The sequence below is a fragment of the Nonomuraea sp. NPDC050227 genome, assembly GCF_044459705.1.
In the GTDB taxonomy this organism is placed as follows: Bacteria; Actinomycetota; Actinomycetes; order Streptosporangiales; family Streptosporangiaceae; genus Nonomuraea.
On the sequence record NZ_JBITJF010000018.1, the window covers coordinates 85,198 to 101,330 of the forward strand.

A 16,133-nucleotide genomic window follows, 5' to 3' on the forward strand; every position below is an offset into this window, starting at 1 on the left:
GCCCTTCGGAAGCACGCATAGCGTGGCGGCTGACATGGTGGCGTTCCGGGTTCTGGGGCCAGTCGAGGCGTACGAACACGACGACGAACTCGACCTCGGCGGGTTGCGGCAGCGGGCCGTCCTCGCCCGACTTCTCGTGGCCAGAGGTCAGGTCGTACCGGTTGACACGCTTCTTTACGACCTGTGGGACGACGACGCCGCCAAGGGCGCCCAGTCGGGCCTGCAGGTCTACATCTCCCGCCTGCGCAGGGTGCTCGAACCGGGCCGGCCGCGCGGCGGCCCCAACCGCCTGCTGGTGACCGTCGCCTCCGGCTACGCGCTGCGCGTGGCCGCCGAGCAGGTCGACGCGCTGCGCTTCGAGCAGCTGGTCAGGGCGGCGGGCGAGCACCTCGAAGAGGGCGACCCGCAGTCCGCCCGCGGCCGCCTGGAGAAGGCGCTCGGGCTGTGGCGCGGCACCCCCTACTCCGACTTCGCCGACCAGCCCTGGGCCGAGGCCGAGGTCAACCGGCTGGCCGAGCTGCGTCTGGTGGCCCGCGAGCGGCACGCCGACACCGGCCTGCGGCTGGCCCTGCACGCCGAGACCGTCCCCGACCTGGAGGCGCTGACCACCGAGCACCCGCTGCGCGAGGAGGGCTGGCGGCTGCTGGCGCTGGGCCTCTACCGCTGCGGCAGGCAGGGCGACGCGCTGGCCGCGCTGCGCAGGGCCAGGAACATGCTGGCCGACGAGCTGGGCATCGACCCCGGGCCCGCGCTGCGCAAGCTGGAGTCCGACATCCTGGCCCAGGCCCCCGAGCTAGAGCTGGCCGCGCCGCCGCGTCCCGCCCGGCCCGCCCCGGTCACCGACACCTGGCCGCCCCGGCCGGCCGCCGCGCACGTCGAGCCGCCGCCGCTGGAGCCCGAGCCGTTCGTCGGCCGCGACGCCGAGCTGGCCAGGCTGACCACGGCCGCCTCGCGCACCGGCCGCTTCCAGGTCGCGATCGTGACCGGCGTCGCGGGCGCGGGCAAGACCACGCTGCTGCGCCAGCTCGACGGCCGCCTCGGCGCCGACGGCTGGATCACCGCCTCCGGCGCCTGCCCCGACTCCAGCGCCACCCCGCCGGGCTGGGCCTGGGTCGAGATCCTGCGCTCGCTGATCGGCACGACCGGCGCCGGCGAGTACGCCCAGCTCCTGGCCCCCCTGCTCGACGACACCGCCCCCGACCCCGACGAGGACGAGGTCTCGGGCGGCTTCCGCCTGCACCGCGCGGTCGGCGGCTACCTCGCCGGCGTGGCCCGCCGGGCGCCGGTGCTGCTCACGCTGGAGGACCTCCACTGGGCCGACGACCAGACGCTGGCCCTGCTGCGCGCGCTGCCGAGCCTGCTGGCCACCAGCCGCGTCCTGCTGGTCGTGACGTGCCGGGAGAGCGAGCTCGACGACCGCCAGTCCGACGTGCTGGCCGCCCTGGCCCGCCTTGAGCCGCTGCGCGTGGGCCTGTCCGGCCTCGACCCCAAGGCCGTGGCCGAGCTGGTCAAGGCCACCTGCGTGCGCGAGATCGACGAGGACGCGGTCGAGTCCATCGTCGAGCGCACCGGCGGCAACCCGTTCTTCGTGCGCGAGACCGTCCGGCTGCTCGACGCCGAGGGCGCGGCCGACCGGGCCAGCGCCACGCAGGTGCTCTCACGCGTGCCCTCGGGCGTGCGCGACGTGCTGCGGCGGCGCATCTCGCGGCTGCCCGCCGGCGCCCAGCAGATCCTGCTCCAGGCCGCGGTGATCGGCCGCGACGTCGACCTCGACGTGCTGGTCACGGTCGCCGGCGACGAAGAGGCGGTGATCGAGGCGGTCGAGGCCGCGCTGCTGGCCGGGCTGGTCACCGAGCCGGGCCCGGGGCTGCTGCGCTTCGACCACGACCTGGTGCGCGACACGATCTACTCCGACGCCTCCCGCCTGCGCCGCACCCGCCTCCACGCCGCCGTCGCCGCGGTGATCGAGCAGCGCACGTCCTCCGACGTGGCGGCGCTGGCCCACCACTACTTCCTGGCCGACGCCGCCGAGAAGGCCGTCCACTACGCGGGTCTGGCGGCCGAGCAGGCCGAGCGGCGCTTCGCCCACCGCGAGGCGGCCACCCTGTGGGAGCAGGCCATCGCGGCCTTCGACCGCGGCGGCCCGCGCAAGGACGACAAGGGCCGCGAGTCCGAGCCACAGCGCGCCAAGGAGCGGCTGCGGCTGATGCTGCGGCAGATCAAGGCGCTGGCGTTGTGCGGCGACATGACGGCGGCCAGGCTGCTGCGCCGCCAGGCCATGGACGCCGCGCTGCCGCTCGGCGACCTGGAGATCACCGCGAAGGTGGCCGCGTCGCTGGCGGTGCCGCACAAGGGCATGGCGCGCGACTTCACCCGTACCGCGTGGGAGATCGTCGACGTCACCGAGAAGGCGCTCATGGAGCTGCCCGCGGGCGAGCAGCGCCTGCGGGCGAGCCTGCTCACCACGCTGGCGCTGGAGCTGGAGGGCTCCTCCGCGCCCGAGCGCGGGCGGCAGGCGTCGCTGGAGGCGCTGGAGCTGGCCCGGCAGAGCGGCGACCCAACGCTGATCGCGGCGGCGCTGAGCGGCCGGCTGCGCCAGTCCTACGACATCCCGGCGGTCGACACCCGCGAGAGCATCGGCAGGGAGCTGCTGGAGGTCGCCCAGCGCTCGGGCCAGATGGCCACGCAGGCCCTGGCCCACCTGGTGCTGCTGGAGTGCGCGGCGGCCAGGGGCGAGTTCGCCGTCGCCGACGAGCACGCCGCCGCCGCCGACCGCCTGGCCAAGCAGTACGACCTGTCGGCCCCCGCGGCCGTCGTCGTCTGGTACGCCGGTCAGCGTCTGATGATCGCCGGCGACTACGCGGGCGCCGAACGCGCCTACCGCGAGGCCGCCAGGATGACCGCGCGGGCCGGCATGCTCGAAGGCCGCCAGGACCTCCCGCTGATCACCGCGTTCTGCCTGCACCTGGTCGACGGCCGGGCGGCCGAGACCGTCGACCTGCTGGCGGCGGCCCACCAGCGCGGCGCCAAGTGGACGCTCGACGCCTACGCCCTCGCCCTTGCCTCGGCCGGGCACCTCAACGACGCCAGGGCCGTGGCCGCCACCCGCCCGCCCGTCCGGCCCGACTTCCTCTACGAGCTGGTGATGACCTGGCGGGCGCTGGCGGGCATGCTGCTCGACGACCGCGAGCGCATGGTCGACTGCTACGACAAGCTCAAGCCGTTCGCCGACCGGGTGGCCGGCGCGGGCACGGGCGTCGTGGCGTTGTGGCCGGTGGCGCTGACCCTGGGCGACCTGGCCATCCGGCTGGGCCAGCCCGACGCGGCCCGCGAGCACTACGAGAAGGCTCTTGAGGTGGCCCAGCGGGTGGGCGTGCCGCGCTGGGTGGAGGCGGCGCGCCGGTCGGTCAGCAGCTCACCTGGAAACGCTCGCTCGTGACGGTCCCGCCGGGCCGGGCGATCAGCTCGACCCGGTACCACCCGGCGTTGCCGGAGATCTGCGGCTGCCACTCCACGCTCCGGCTGCCGCCGGCGAACCCGGAGTGGTCGGCCAGGTAGGTGCGCCACGTCCCGGTCGCCGGGCTCCAGCGCGACAGCCGCCAGCGGTACAGGACCGTCGTCCCGGGGCGCGGGTTGACCAGCAGGCCGCGGGCCAGGAACGACTTGCCGCAGCCGGGGGCGCCGCCGGTCAGGGCGCTGAGGGCGATCTCGCCCGCGCGGGCTGGGGCGCTCTGCCGGGCCGGGGCGGTGATGGGCAGCTCGCGGGCCGAGAGGGTGACGGTCCGCACCGGCTCGGCGGCCGATCCGGCGCTGCTGTAGGCGGAGAAGCCGACGTAGGCGCTGGTGAAGGCGAGCGCGGCCACGAAGAGCTTGACCGCGTTGGCGGTACCGCCGGCCAGGACCACCGCACTTCTCGACGACATGATCAACACCCCTTTTGCTCAGTTCAGGTATAGGGCGGGATGGTTGAGGGGTGGTTGTCGGCTACTTGCAGCCGGTGACCCGGCCTTGCAAGCTGATGTGGCGGAACGCCTCTTCCTTGACTAAGGTAAGGCTGACCTAAGGCGTTGGAGTGGGGGTGAGCGGGCTCATGTGGCATGCGGCTGCCGCCCTCCCCGATCCCGCCCGGCCGTTCTGGTTCGGGCTGCCGTACTGGCTGGTGGGGGCCGTTCTCATCCTCGCGCTGTTCGGCGCGTTCCAGGTCTACTACTGGGTCGGCCGCAAGCTCGGCGAGAAGCTCTACGAGTCCAAGGTCGGTGTGCGGCTCGGCCGCGAGCGCATCGCGCGGATCGAGGGCGTCGTCGAGAAGTGGGGCGCACTGGCCGTCTACGGCTGCTTCTGGGTGCCCATGCTGCGGCACACGCTGCCGTGGGTGGCGGGCGCGCTGCGGGTGTCCTATCCCTGGTACGTGGTGGCGAGCGCGCTCGGCTGCCTGACCTGGGCGCCCATCTGGTGGTTCGGGCTCACGGCGCTGGTGTGGGGCTGGCTGCAACTGGCCGCCCGCTCGCCCGTCAGCGCGCTGGTCCTGCTGCTCGTGGTCGCGGCGGGCGTGGCCTGGTTCTTCGTCCGCCGCCGGCGCAAGGCCCTGGCCTCGTCCTAGATCGCGGCCGGGGTCTGGTCGTCGATGGCGGCCTCGGGAGCGTTCCTGCGCACGGTCTCGATGCCGTTGACGCAGGCGGCCTTGCTCGGATAGCCCTCGCCCACGGCCAGCGTCTGCCCGTTGTTCGCGACGAGCGCGAAACGGAACGTGCCCCGCTCGTCCTGACTGATGATGAACCTGCCTGCCACGGCCTCGTCTCCCCGCAGATGTCGGATCTATCAAGCATTTACCCCCAACTGAGGGCCACTTACGGCCGAGTTTCGCAAACCAACCCTTGATCTCCTGCGAACATGTCTGGCATGCGTATTGGGGGTTTCATCGGCTCTGCCGTACTCGCGTTGGTTGTGGGGATCTCTTACCCGGCGTCCGCCGCACGGGCCGCCGACGTCCCGACGGTGAAGGCGGGGGCGGCATATGTAGTGGACTCGGACGGAACGATCCACTTCGCGAAGCGGGAGACCCGGCGGGTGCCGGTGGCCAGCCTGGTCAAGGTGATGACGGCCTACGTCGTCCTGCGCGAGGGACGCCTGAACGAGCCGATCACCGTCACCGCCGCCGACGTGAAGCACGCGACCAGCAACGGCGCGACCACGGCCGGTCTGCGGAAGGGCGAGCGCCTCACGGCCAGGGACCTGCTGTACGGCCTCATGCTCCCCTCGGGCGCCGACGCCGCCAACGCCCTGGCCAGGAAGTACGGGCCGGGCAAGACCGCGTTCGTGGCCAAGATGAACCGGGCCGCGCGCTCGCTCGGCCTCGGCGACACCCGCTACACCAACCCCGACGGGCTGCCCACGCCGGCCAACGGCGGCTACTCGACCGCCGTGGACCAGGTCACGCTGGCCCAGCGGGCGATGGCCGACCCGGTCTTCCGCACGGTGGTGGGCAGCAAGGTGTACAAGGTGGCCAAGTCGGCCCTGCACGGGGCGCACACCTGGCGCAACTCCAACAAGCTGCTCGGCCGATCGGCGGACGTCGTAGGCGTGAAGACCGGATACACGAACGCGGCGCAGTACTGCCTGCTGTTCGCGGGCGACCGCGGCGGCAGGCGGGTGTTCGGCGTCCTGCTCCACGACGGGGACGAGCGCCGCTTCAGCACCGCCGAGCAACTGCTGGACTTCGCGGGCGAGCAGATCGCCGGCGGCTGACCGCCGGAAGCCGACCGGAGATCAGCCGAACGTGAGCCGGCCCGCCGCGGACAGCGTGCCCAGGCCGCCGGTCGCGCAGGCCAGGAGGCCCATGGCGGGCGTGATCGTGCCGCGGACGCGCTCGCGGTCCAGCGGCCCCGACACGACCGTGCCGGTCAGGAAGCTGTCGGCCGGGCTCTGGGTGGCCAGCCGGTCGGCCCGCGTACGCACCTCCGAGGTGCCGACCGGCCGCCCGTCGAGGCCGAACCAGGTGATGCGGGCGGTGCCGTGGACCTGCCGGGCGCTCGCGCACGACGCCCGGCCGACGCTCTTCAGGGTGACCCAGCCCGAGCGCAGGTAGGGAGCCGAGCCGTCGGCCGACAGGCAGCCGGTGAGCTGGAGGTTGCCGCGGGCCGACACCGGCTTCGCGGTCAGGCCGATGCGCGGGCTGAAGGTCAGCGGCCGACCGGCCGGGGAGCTGACGGCACAGCTCAGAGCGCTGCGATCGGCGGAGGCGGCCCACGAATGCGTGGCCGCCGCCGGGCGCACGGCCGCTCCCGCGCGGGTGACGCGCAGAGTCGTGAACGCGGGCGGGCTCGTGAACGCGGGCGGGGCCATGAACGCGGGCGGGGTGGCCGCGACCGCGGCCGCGATGATCCAGGTCGGCTTCACGGGACCTCCGTCGGTCGCTCTCGGTGATCGGCGGATCACATCTTGCCGCATCCCGTCGTGATTGAGGCCGCCGATCTCGGGTACCGGCTCGTCGCAACCGACGCCACCCAGGCCGACTTCGGCCGCCCGAAGCCGACCCCACGGTCGATTCGCGCAGATAGGGTGGCGAATGTACCCCTCCGCAATAAGGAAGATCATGGCGGAATTCATCGAAGTCCGCACGACGATCGAGGGCCATGAGCAGGCCGCCGCGCTCGCGCACACCATCCTGCTCGCGGGGCTGGCCACCTCGATCGACATCGCGGAAGTCCCGGCCGCGGAGGCCGGGGTCTCCTGGCAGCTCACCCTCATCACACCACGCGAACAGGCCGCCGAGCTGGCGGCGCACATCGGCGCGAACGGCGGTGCCGGCAGCGTCGAGACCCAGCCGGTGCTGCACGACATCGACGCCTACCCCGACTGGCTCATCGAGGACACCGACCGCCCCTGACCGGCTACTCCGGCGGCCGCTCCCAGTCCCAGCGCGGCACCTCGCGCAGCGGGTGGAGCTGGTCGTCGGTCTCGGCGTGGGAGTTCTGCAACGCCACCTGCGTGCCGAACTCCACGTGCGAGCGGAGCGAGGCCCGGAACGGCTCGTCGTCGGGCAGCCCGGCCGCGTCGGCGGCCTCCATGTACAGCTCGACGAACCGCCGCCGCTGGGCCTCCTCGATGCCCAGCCCGCGGTGCGCCTCGATGAGCAGCGGGAAGCCGCCCATCTCCGCCGAGAACGTGTCGGGGCCGCCGAACGTCTCGACGGTGAAGGCGGTCAGGTTGTCCACGTGGCTCGCCTTGCCCTCGCCGAAGAGCGGCTGGAGCAGCGGGTCGGCCAGCAGGCTGCGGTAGAAGATCTCGATGAAGCGGCGTAAGCCTTCTTCGCCGCCGGCGTGCTCGAACAGGGTCTGCATGATTACAGGGTTACACGCCTGGTCGAAGCGCCACCAGACCCATTCGCACGCCCGGACGGTCAGCGCGCGGCGGCCGAGCGCATCAGCCCGTGGCAGGCGATCGCCGCCGCGGCCACCACGTTGAGCGAGTCGACGCCCGCGTCCATCGCGGCCGGGCTCATGGGGATGCACACCGCGTGGTCGGCCTCGTGCAGCCAGTGGGAGGACAGGCCGTCGCCCTCGGCGCCGAGCAGCAGCGCCACCCGGTCGCCCATCGGGACCCGGTCGAGGGGGACCGCGCTCTGGTCGGGGGTCAGCGCCAGGGTCTGGAATCCCGACGCCCGCAGCTCGCCGAGGCCGGTGTACCAGTCGTCGAGCCGCGCGTACGGGATCGAGAAGACCGCGCCCATGGAGACCTTCACCGCCCGGCGGTAAAGCGGGTCGGCGCAGCGCGGCGAGAGCAGGACGCCGTCCACGCCGAGCGCGGCGGCGCAGCGGAAGATCGCGCCGACGTTGGAGTGGTCGACCAGGTCCTCCAGGACCAGCAGCCGGCGGGCGCCGCCCTTGATCAGGCTCTCGGCCGTGGGCAGCGGCAGGCGTCGCATGGAGGCCAGCGCGCCGCGGTGGATCTGGAAGCCCGCGATGCCGGCCATCAGCTCGTCGCTCACCTCGTAGACGGTGGCGTCGCCGATGACGTCGGACAGCGACTCGTACCAGCGCCGGGTGGTCAGGACCGAGCGGATGGGGTAGCCGGCGGCGATGGCCCGCCTGATCACCTTCTCCCCCTCGGCGAGGAACAGGCCGCGCTCCGCCTCCAGGCTCTTGCGCAGCTCGACGTCCCGCAGCCGGGTGTAGTCGGCGATTCGGGGGTCGTCGGCGTCGAACACGTAGTCAGGCACCTTCCGATACTGCCATGCGCCGCCTGACCTGCCAGCCGATCGCGTAGCAGGCCAGGACGGCCGAGAGCCCGATCACGGTGCCCGCGCCCGTCTTGGTGAGCACGCTCCGGAAGCCGAAGGCGGGGTTGGGCTCGTCCACCAGCGGCCACACGAGGGCGCCGGCGACCGTGCCGAGCGCGCAGGCGGCCAGCACGGCCCACCGCACGGCGGGCGCGAGCCGCAGACGGCCCGGCACGCCGGCCGCCTCGGTGCGGGACAAGGCGCGCCAGGCCCACCACACGACCACGGCCAGCCCGACGGCCGACGAGGTGTACTGCAGCACGCTGAAGAGCCTGGTCGTGCCGAAGACGGGGGTGTCTGGCCAGGCGCCCCAGCGGGCGGAGGCGTAGGAGTGGGTGAAGGAGTCCCAGAACAGGTGGGTGGCCGAGCCGATCACGCTGCCGGCCACCACCGGCAGGATCCTGAGCCGGCCCGGCCGCAGGAGCGCCGCGGCCGGCCCGGCCAGGGACGGCGGCAGCAACGAGATCAGCGGATCGCGCAGCACGAGGTGGAACAGCGGCAGGAGCAGCAGCACCGCGGCCAGGTCGAGGGTGAGCACGCCCTGCCAGGAGTGCCAGTCGCCGTAGACCGGCAGGAACGGCAGGAAGATCGGCAGGTCGGGGACCATCGCCCCGAGCGCGAGCGCCCACGGATCGGCGAACCGCCGCGCCCGTCCGGAGGCCACCAGAGGCAGCACGGCGGCGATGTGACTGGGCGTGAACGGCACGATCCCTCCCCCGGACGCGATCACCGCCATTATCCGGTGAATCTTGAACATCCTTTGCCGCACAGGGCTTAAAGTCACTCCAGGTCATGGGTACGTTACGTAACGCTGTCGACGGCCGGATAGCCGGGAGTTCGGGGGTTCATGGTGTCTGACCAGCGGATTCATGAGCATCCGGCCGCGACGGCCGACTGGCTGCGGGCCGCCCGCGCCGCGCGTGCGCTGTCGGTGGCCACGCTCGCCTGGCTGGCCGTGGAGAGCACGCTGGGCCTGGCCGCCGGGCTGTCGGCGCATTCCGTCGCGCTGATCGGGTGGGGGCTGTCGGCCTTCGCCGAGGCCGCGGCGAGCCTGATCGTGGTGTGGCGCTTCACCGGCGCCCGCACGCTGTCGCCGCACGCCGAGACCACCGCCAGGCGGGCGGTGGCGGTGAGCTTCTGGCTGCTCGCGCCCTACCTCGTCGGGCACGTCGCGCACGACCTCGACGCCGGCCACCGGGCCACGCCGACCGTGCTCGGCATCGTGGTCACGACGGTCAGCCTGGTCAGCATGCCCGCGCTGGGGCTGGTCAAGCGGCGGCTGGGGGCCCGGCTGGCGTCGGCGGCGACGTCCGGCGAGGGCACCCAGAACCTGATCTGCGCCGCCATGGCGGCCGGCGTGCTGGCCGGTCTGTGGCTGAACACGCTGGGCTGGTGGTGGGTGGATCCGGCCATGGCGGTGGCCCTCGCGGCGGTCGCGGTGCGTGAGGGAGCGCGCGCCTGGCGCGGTCACGCCTGCTGCCATTGACCGCCACTCTCCGTAATAGGCGCACCAAAAGAGCGGTTTTGCCACACAGAGCCCACCGAGTAGTGTTCCCGGAGTATTGCGGAGCAACTCCCGCTAGGGTCTCCGGAAGGTCTCAACACACCTAAGAGGACATCGTGGGGCGACACCGGACAGACGAGCTCGACGGCGGCTACCGAGCCCAGGAACCACCCTCCCGCAGACGGTCGGTCAGCGGGCGTGGCAGGGTGCTCGTACCGCTGGCCGGGGCCGTCGCGCTGGCCGTGCTCCTCGGTGTCGCGGCGTTCGTGATCTTCAATCGGGAGCACGACTGCTCGGCCGGCAAGCTGCCGCTGCGCGTCGTGGCCACCCCCGACATCCACCCCGCGCTCAACAAGATCGCCGCCAACTACACCAAGGCCCTGCACTCGATCGACAGCAAGTGCGTCGAGGTCACCGTGACCAGGGAGGCGGCGGCCAAGACCGCGAACGGGCTGGCCGCCGGCAAGTCCGCCGCGGACGTGTGGGTGGCCGACTCCAGCCTGCTGGTGGGCAACCTCCGCAACTCCCCCGCGGGCTCGGCGCTGCCGGAGCCGGCCGGCTCGGTCGCCCTGTCGCCCGTCGTGCTGGCCGCGGCCAAGTCCGCCGCGGCGAAGCTGTCCGGCAGCCTGACGCCGAGCTGGGCGGGCATGATCGCGGCGGCCAACGTGGCCAACCCCGACGGCCCCGGCAGGAAGGTCCGGGTGCTGGCGCTCGACCCGCAGAAGAACTCCGCCGGGCTGGCCGCGCTGCTGGCCGCCGCCACCTCGGCCAAGGAGGCCGGGCAGAACAAGGCGCTGGTCGGCGCGCTCAAGGAGATCTCCGGCCAGCTCGCCTCCGACCCGGCGGCGCTGCTGGCCAGCCTGACGGTGAAGTCGGGCAGCAAGGTGCCGGTCGGCGTCGCCTCCGAGCAGGCCGTCTACGCCCACAACGCCAAGAAGCCCGAGGCCCCGGTGGTCGCCCTCTATCCCAAGGAGGGCACGCTCAGCCTCGACTACCCGATCACGATCGTCACCAAGGACCCGGCGATCCAGAAGGCGGCCGCGGACTTCAGGCAGGACCTCGGCACGGACGCGGCCAAGAAGATCCTGCGCGACGCGGGCTTCCGCAGCCCCGACGGCAAGGCCGGCGAGACGCTGACGAAGGAGAAGGGGTTCGTCCCGGACAAGCCGGAGGCGCTGCCGCGGCCCGACGCCAAGAGCGTGGCCTCGATGGTGCAGACCTGGTCGCGGCTGAACCTCGGCACCCGGCTGCTCACCCTGCTCGACGTCTCCGGCACGATGGCGCTGCCCGTCCCCGGCACGAACATGACCCGCATGCAGGCCATCAACAAGATCGCCATGGAGGGCCTGGGGCTGTTCCCGGCCGACTCCGAGCTGGGCCTGTGGACGTTCTCCACCCACATGGACGGACAGGGCAAGGACTGGCGGGAACTCGTCTCCGTCGGCCCGCTCGCCGAGTCCACCAACGGCGTGCTCCGCAAGCAGGCGCTGGTCCGGCAGTTCGGGCAGATCCAGGCCAAGGCCACCGGCGACACCGGCCTGAACGACACCATCAAGGCCGCCTACGGCGAGCTGACGAAGACGTACCAGGAAGACAAGATCAACACCCTGCTGATCCTGACGGACGGCGCGGGCAACGACGATCCCTCCGGCGGCGTCTCGAACGCCCAGATCCTGCAGTACCTCAAGAAGACCTACAACCCGAAGCGGCCGATCAGCATCCTGCTCATCGCCTTCGGGCCGGAGGCCGAGGCGGGCAGGAAGCAGATGGACACGCTGGCCAAGACGACCGGCGGCGAGGCCTACATCGCCAAGGACGTGCTCCAGGTCCGCGACTTCTTCCTCCAGGGCATGGAACGCCGTCTCTGCGCCCCCGACTGCGACGGCTGAGCCACTCCCGTCACACGGATCACGACGTCATGCCGGTTGGGCATGACCGCGGCCGCGCCGGTCAACCTGGCCGATCGAGGCGGCGTCCTCTCCCGCGTGGGGGCTTGAGCGCCCGTTCCACCCGCGGGGAGGGGAATCCGTGCCTGGATGGCCGACGGTCGGCCGCGCCGACGATCAGGAACTGGTCGCCGCTCTGCGGCGGGCCGACACCGACGCTCCCGCCGCCCTGTACGACTCCTACGGCGAACGGCTCTACGACTACGCCCTCTCGCTGATCGGCGACCGGGACTCGGCCGCCGACGCCGTGCACGACGCCCTGGTGACCGCGCAGGGCTGCGTGGACCGGCTGAAGGAGGCCGGCCGCCTGCGCGCCTGGGTGTACGCGCTGACCAGGTTCCAGGTCCGGGCCAGGATGGCCCACCGCGGCACGCCCGCCGGGGGCCTGCCGCAGGCGCGTCCGTCCGGGCCGTCGTCCGGGCCGCCGTCCGGGGAGCCCGACTCCGAGCTGGCCGGGCTGGTCCGCGAGACGCTGGGCGAGCTGAGCGGGAACGAGCGCGAGATCGTCCTGCTGTCGCTGCGACACGGCCTGACGCCGGTCGAGGTCGCCTCGGTGCTGGGGCTGACCTCCCGTCAGGCCGCCACCCGGCTGGGCCGGGCCCGCGACCAGCTGGAGAACGCCGCCGCGGCGGTCGTCCTGGCCAAGACGGGCCGGGCGCACTGCCCGGACCTGTCGGCGATGGTGGACTCCTGGGAGGGGCCGCTCACGCCGCTGCTGCGGCGGCGGCTGTCGGGGCACATCGCCGGGTGCGAGGTGTGCACCGAGGGCAAGCACCGGCAGGTTGCGGCGTCGCGCCTGCTCGACCTGGTGCCGGTCGAGTTCCCGCCGCTCTCGCTGCGCCGCCGGGTGGTGGACACCTGCGTCGATCCCGGGCGCGACCAGACCAGGACGCTGATCACCGACCGCGGCGACAACTTCGACCGCACCGGCTTCCCGGTGGCCGCCGAACGGCGCTCGCGCCGCCGCCGTCCGCGTCGTCTCGGGCCGGTGGTGCTGGCCGGGGTGTGCGTGCTGGCCGCGACCGGGGCGGTGGTCGTGCTGAACGGCGGCGACGCCGCGCAGACCGCGCTCACCCTGACGCCCACGCCTACGCTCTCCCCTTCCTCCGAGCGCACGCCGGAGCCGGCGCCGGAGGAGGAGGACGTGACGCCCGAGCCCACGCCGAGCGCCGACGCGCCGGAGGCGTCCCCGTCCGCCACGCCGACGGTCCGGCGGCCCGCCCGGCGGCCCAGCGGGGGGCCGGCCGCGCCCACGGTGAGCCGCCGCAGGCCCGCGCCGGTCGCCCGGCTCGGCACGACGTGCCCCGCCTCGATCGCGGGCGCCGCCAAGATCGGGCTGCGCGCCCGCAACGCCGCGGTCTCCTGGGTGGCGACCGCGTCACAGGGCCTCGACGTCTTCCCCGCCAGCGGTTCGGTCAAGGCGGGCGGCTCGGTGTCGATCTGGGTGACCGTCGTGGACCCGAGCGCCGGCGGCCGCGGCCGCGTCTCGTTCACCTCGAACGGCGGCGCCGCCAGCTGCTCGCTGGCCTGGAACGCCGACCGCGCCCCGGAGTCCGATCCCCCCTCCGACCCGCCCACGCCCACCGCCGAGCCGTCCGAGGCGCCGAGCGACGGACAGACCTCGAATGTGGACGCCGCACCACAAGGGTGACGAACAGCTCCCCTGGAAGAGCGGACATAACGGGATAAACAGGACCCTGGCTCGAACATCATAGGCCACATAGGGCATTCTGGTTAGCTTGGGGAACACGCCCGGAAACCCGGAGTCACCACGTCCTGTGGCGGAAGTCACAGGAGGAACTTCGCCATGCCGGTGAACCTCAACGGCTCACCAAGCGTCGGCATTGACGTGCCCGGACCAGGATTGGTCCCATGAAAATCGATCAACCATGTCTTGACCAGAAAGAGCAGGAGAGAAACAGGAGATGCTCAAGCACCGCAGAGCGCTGGCATGGCTGCTGGCGCTCGCCTGCATAGCGGGGGCCGTGGTCGCGCTGTTCGACCTCGACACCCCGCTGCGCCCGTTCTTGATCTCCCTGTTCCTCATGGTGGTGCCGGGGGCGGCGGTGGTGGGACTGTTGCGCGATCGTGACCCCCTTGCCGCACTATCAGTAGGAGCCGCGGCCAGCCTCGTCCTGAACGTGCTCCTCGCCGAAGCCATGCTGCTGTTCAACGCATGGTCGCCCAGGGCCGGCGTGGCGACGGTCGCCGTGCTCGGCGGGTTCATGTACGTGCTTCGCGTGTTGTACCGGGGGAAGAACATGCAGACCGAACAGGGGGCCAGGGCAAGGTGAACATCCAGGTAGTGCGGCCGAGAGACCTCGGCGACTCCGAACGCGCCCGATGGCGCGAGCTCCAGAAGGCCGATCCGAGTCTGGACAACCCGTTCCTGTCCGTCGAGTTCGCCGTGGCGATGGACCGCTTGCGTGACTACGTGAGGGTGGCGGTCATCTCCGACGGCAACCGCATCGCCGGGTTCTTCCCGTACGAGCGGCACAGCTTCGGCATCGGCAAGCCGCTGGGCGGCTTCCTCACCACCTGCCACGGCCTGATCGCCGTCCCCGACCTGCACCTCGACGCCAAGCAGCTGCTGCGCGCCTGCAAGCTCAGCGTGTTCGACTTCGACCACCTGGTCGCCGGCCAGCCGACGTTCGCCCCGTACGAGGCCGACGTGCGCCCGGCCCCCGTGATGGATTTCACCTCCGGCTTCGACTCCTGGCTGGAGCAGGTCAAGGCCAACTCCCCCAAGAACCTCAAGACCGTCCGCTACAAGGAGCGCAAGTTCGGCCGCGAGCAGGGCGGGCTGCGCTTCGAGTGGAACGCCACCGACCCCGAGGTCCTGCGCACGCTGCTGGCCTGGAAGTCCGACCAGTACCGGCGCACCGGCCGGGTCGACCGGTTCGCCCAGCCCTGGATCGTCGAACTCATCGACATGATGCATGCCGAGAAGTCATCGGACTTCTCCGGCATCCTCACCATGCTTTATGCCGGGGACGTGCCTGTCGCCGGGCATTTCGGTCTCCGTACGGCCACGACGCTTGTAGGGTGGTTCCCCGCCTACGACACCGAGTACGCCCGTTACTCGCCTGGCATCGTTCACCATCTGCAGATGGCCGAGGCCGCCGCGAACGACGGGATGCACATGGTCGACATGGGCAAAGGCGGCAAAGAGTACAAAGACTGGCTCAAGAGCGGGGTCCTGTACGTTGCCGAGGGCCGCATCTCACGACCGTCCGCGACAGCGGCCGTCCACTGGATGGGCCGAACTCCTTTCAACAAAGCTCGAACAATCGTCTTGGATCGACCGTCTCTTTATAAGGCGGCCGACCGCGTCCTCAAGGGCTTTGGTCGGGTGCGCACCTCGATGCAGCAGCAGCAGGAGTCACCCAATGTAGTCAAGGAACCAACGGGAGCCGGCTGAACGCTCCCGGCACCACCCCCCGGCACCAGCACACACCCTCACTCCACAGGACCCAACAATGCACCGCTCGTCGGCTCCGCCATTCCCGCAGCACCCGGGGATGACTCCGTGCGGTGAGCAGGGCCGGGTCCCGGAAGGATATCCCTCGCCATGAGTCCCGAGATCACCAAGCACAACGGCAAGGTCCAGAAGTCGCCCTTGCGTTCCATGCCGCCCCCTTCGAGCTTCACGCCCGTCACCCCTCACCTGGCCATTTCCCCTACGGTGAGCGTGGTCGTCCCGGCGATGAACGAGGCCGAGAACCTGCCGCACGTCTTCGCGACGATCCCCCAGTGGGTCGACGAGATCGTGCTCGTCGACGGCAACTCCGTCGACGACACCGTCGAGGTCGCCAAGCGCCTGCGACCCAACGTGAAGATCGTCACGCAGACCGGCAAGGGCAAGGGCGACGCCCTGTCCGCCGGCTTCGCCGCGTGCACCAGCGACATCATCGTCATGATCGACGCCGACGGCTCGACGGACGGCCGCGAGATCATCTCGTTCGTGGGCGCCCTCGTGACCGGGGCCGACTTCGTCAAGGGCTCGCGCTACGCCGCCGGCGGCGGCAGCGACGACCTGACGCTCAACCGGCGCCTGGGAAACAAGGTCCTCACCGGCATCGTCAACGTGATGTACAAGACCAGCTACACCGACCTGTGCTACGGCTACAACGCGTTCTGGGCGCGTCACCTCGACGTGCTCGACCTCGACTGCGACGGCTTCGAGGTCGAGACCCTGATGAACGTGCGGGCGGCCAAGGCCGGGCTGAAGGTGCACGAGGTGCCCAGCCACGAGCGCAACCGCATTCACGGCGAGAGCAACCTGCGTGCCGTACGAGATGGCTTCCGTGTGCTCAAGACGATCCTGAAGGAGTGGCGCCGCCAGCCCTCCGCCCCTCAGCCTGAGCCCACCGCCACTCCCGCCGCTGACCGAGGCGTCGCGTAA

Annotated in this window: 16 protein-coding genes; 10 read left to right on the plus strand and 6 right to left on the minus strand. The window is 71.8% G+C overall.

All coding sequences use genetic code 11. The annotated features are described in order from the left end of the window. Window positions 1-22: 22 nt before the first annotated feature. Window positions 23-3,439, plus strand: a complete 3,417-nt coding sequence (locus ACIBK9_RS48450; RefSeq protein WP_397165967.1) for a BTAD domain-containing putative transcriptional regulator — start codon at window positions 23-25, stop codon at window positions 3,437-3,439. On the opposite strand, the gene ACIBK9_RS48455 is transcribed toward ACIBK9_RS48450, so the two are convergent. Beyond that, complete coding sequence (locus ACIBK9_RS48455; RefSeq protein WP_397165969.1) at window positions 3,408-3,923, minus strand: hypothetical protein; 516 nt, start codon at window positions 3,921-3,923, stop codon at window positions 3,408-3,410. The two genes, ACIBK9_RS48450 and ACIBK9_RS48455, sit on opposite strands and share 32 nt — an antisense overlap. Window positions 3,924-4,078: 155 nt before the next feature. Between ACIBK9_RS48455 and ACIBK9_RS48460 the strand changes: the two genes are divergently transcribed. After that, entirely contained in the window at window positions 4,079-4,600 is a 522-nt protein-coding gene (locus ACIBK9_RS48460; RefSeq protein ID WP_387655775.1) for a DedA family protein, read from the plus strand. Here the strand turns inward: ACIBK9_RS48460 and ACIBK9_RS48465 are convergent. After that, the gene (locus ACIBK9_RS48465) at window positions 4,597-4,788 is read right to left on the minus strand and encodes a DUF1508 domain-containing protein (RefSeq protein ID WP_357978304.1); all 192 of its coding nucleotides are present in this window, start codon (window positions 4,786-4,788) and stop codon (window positions 4,597-4,599) included. The genes ACIBK9_RS48460 and ACIBK9_RS48465 overlap by 4 nt on opposite strands. A gap of 156 nt (window positions 4,789-4,944) precedes the next feature. Here ACIBK9_RS48465 and ACIBK9_RS48470 point away from each other — a divergent pair, with 156 nt between their 5' ends. Continuing rightward, window positions 4,945-5,745 (plus strand): D-alanyl-D-alanine carboxypeptidase family protein, encoded by an 801-nt coding sequence (locus tag ACIBK9_RS48470; protein ID WP_397165970.1) that lies wholly within the window; start codon window positions 4,945-4,947, stop codon window positions 5,743-5,745. 21 nt (window positions 5,746-5,766) lie between these two features. On the opposite strand, the gene ACIBK9_RS48475 is transcribed toward ACIBK9_RS48470, so the two are convergent. Beyond that, a complete protein-coding gene (locus ACIBK9_RS48475; protein WP_397165972.1) occupies window positions 5,767-6,396 on the minus strand; it encodes a hypothetical protein in 630 nt (209 codons plus the stop codon). 196 nt (window positions 6,397-6,592) lie between these two features. Between ACIBK9_RS48475 and ACIBK9_RS48480 the strand changes: the two genes are divergently transcribed. Then, a complete protein-coding gene (locus ACIBK9_RS48480; protein WP_397165973.1) occupies window positions 6,593-6,886 on the plus strand; it encodes a hypothetical protein in 294 nt (97 codons plus the stop codon). 4 nt (window positions 6,887-6,890) lie between these two features. Here ACIBK9_RS48480 and ACIBK9_RS48485 read toward each other — a convergent pair whose 3' ends face one another. From ACIBK9_RS48485 to ACIBK9_RS48495, 3 genes are read right to left on the minus strand one after another with little or no spacing between them, the layout of a single operon-like run. Then, window positions 6,891-7,340 (minus strand): group II truncated hemoglobin, encoded by a 450-nt coding sequence (locus ACIBK9_RS48485; RefSeq protein ID WP_358287986.1) that lies wholly within the window; start codon window positions 7,338-7,340, stop codon window positions 6,891-6,893. 59 nt (window positions 7,341-7,399) lie between these two features. Further along, a complete protein-coding gene (locus ACIBK9_RS48490) occupies window positions 7,400-8,218 on the minus strand; it encodes a TrmH family RNA methyltransferase (RefSeq protein WP_397165975.1) in 819 nt (272 codons plus the stop codon). Next, on the minus strand, window positions 8,211-8,984 hold the full coding sequence (locus tag ACIBK9_RS48495) for a DUF4184 family protein (RefSeq protein ID WP_397165977.1): 774 nt from the start codon (window positions 8,982-8,984) through the stop codon (window positions 8,211-8,213). Before ACIBK9_RS48495 ends, ACIBK9_RS48490 begins: the two co-directional genes overlap by 8 nt. A gap of 141 nt (window positions 8,985-9,125) precedes the next feature. Here ACIBK9_RS48495 and ACIBK9_RS48500 point away from each other — a divergent pair, with 141 nt between their 5' ends. The 6 genes from ACIBK9_RS48500 to ACIBK9_RS48525 all read left to right on the plus strand — a co-directional run bounded on the left by ACIBK9_RS48500 (window position 9,126) and on the right by ACIBK9_RS48525 (window position 16,133). Next, window positions 9,126-9,764, plus strand: a complete 639-nt coding sequence (locus tag ACIBK9_RS48500) for a hypothetical protein (RefSeq protein ID WP_397165978.1) — start codon at window positions 9,126-9,128, stop codon at window positions 9,762-9,764. 134 nt (window positions 9,765-9,898) lie between these two features. Further along, window positions 9,899-11,671 (plus strand): substrate-binding domain-containing protein, encoded by a 1,773-nt coding sequence (locus tag ACIBK9_RS48505; RefSeq protein ID WP_397165980.1) that lies wholly within the window; start codon window positions 9,899-9,901, stop codon window positions 11,669-11,671. 139 nt (window positions 11,672-11,810) lie between these two features. After that, window positions 11,811-13,379 (plus strand): sigma-70 family RNA polymerase sigma factor, encoded by a 1,569-nt coding sequence (locus ACIBK9_RS48510; protein WP_397165982.1) that lies wholly within the window; start codon window positions 11,811-11,813, stop codon window positions 13,377-13,379. Between the two features lie 274 nt (window positions 13,380-13,653). Then, window positions 13,654-14,022 carry a hypothetical protein gene (locus ACIBK9_RS48515; protein WP_352327059.1) on the plus strand — a complete coding sequence of 123 codons (369 nt, stop codon included), beginning with the start codon at window positions 13,654-13,656 and terminating at the stop codon, window positions 14,020-14,022. Further along, window positions 14,019-15,149, plus strand: coding sequence for a GNAT family N-acetyltransferase (locus ACIBK9_RS48520; RefSeq protein WP_352351950.1), 1,131 nt, complete (start codon window positions 14,019-14,021; stop codon window positions 15,147-15,149). Before ACIBK9_RS48515 ends, ACIBK9_RS48520 begins: the two co-directional genes overlap by 4 nt. A 150-nt stretch (window positions 15,150-15,299) precedes the next feature. Continuing rightward, a complete protein-coding gene (locus tag ACIBK9_RS48525) occupies window positions 15,300-16,133 on the plus strand; it encodes a glycosyltransferase family 2 protein (RefSeq protein ID WP_357978338.1) in 834 nt (277 codons plus the stop codon).

Bases quoted from the DNA above. Each gene is read 5' to 3' on its own strand.
- ACIBK9_RS48525 (WP_357978338.1), top strand. From the start codon at position 15,300: ATGAGTCCCGAGATCACCAAGCACAACGGCAAGGTCCAGAAGTCGCCC.
- ACIBK9_RS48515 (WP_352327059.1), top strand. From the start codon at position 13,654: ATGCTCAAGCACCGCAGAGCGCTGGCATGGCTGCTGGCGCTCGCCTGC.
- ACIBK9_RS48455 (WP_397165969.1), bottom strand. From the start codon at position 3,923: ATGTCGTCGAGAAGTGCGGTGGTCCTGGCCGGCGGTACCGCCAACGCG.
- ACIBK9_RS48485 (WP_358287986.1), bottom strand. From the start codon at position 7,340: ATGCAGACCCTGTTCGAGCACGCCGGCGGCGAAGAAGGCTTACGCCGC.
- ACIBK9_RS48480 (WP_397165973.1), top strand. From the start codon at position 6,593: ATGGCGGAATTCATCGAAGTCCGCACGACGATCGAGGGCCATGAGCAG.
- ACIBK9_RS48500 (WP_397165978.1), top strand. From the start codon at position 9,126: ATGGTGTCTGACCAGCGGATTCATGAGCATCCGGCCGCGACGGCCGAC.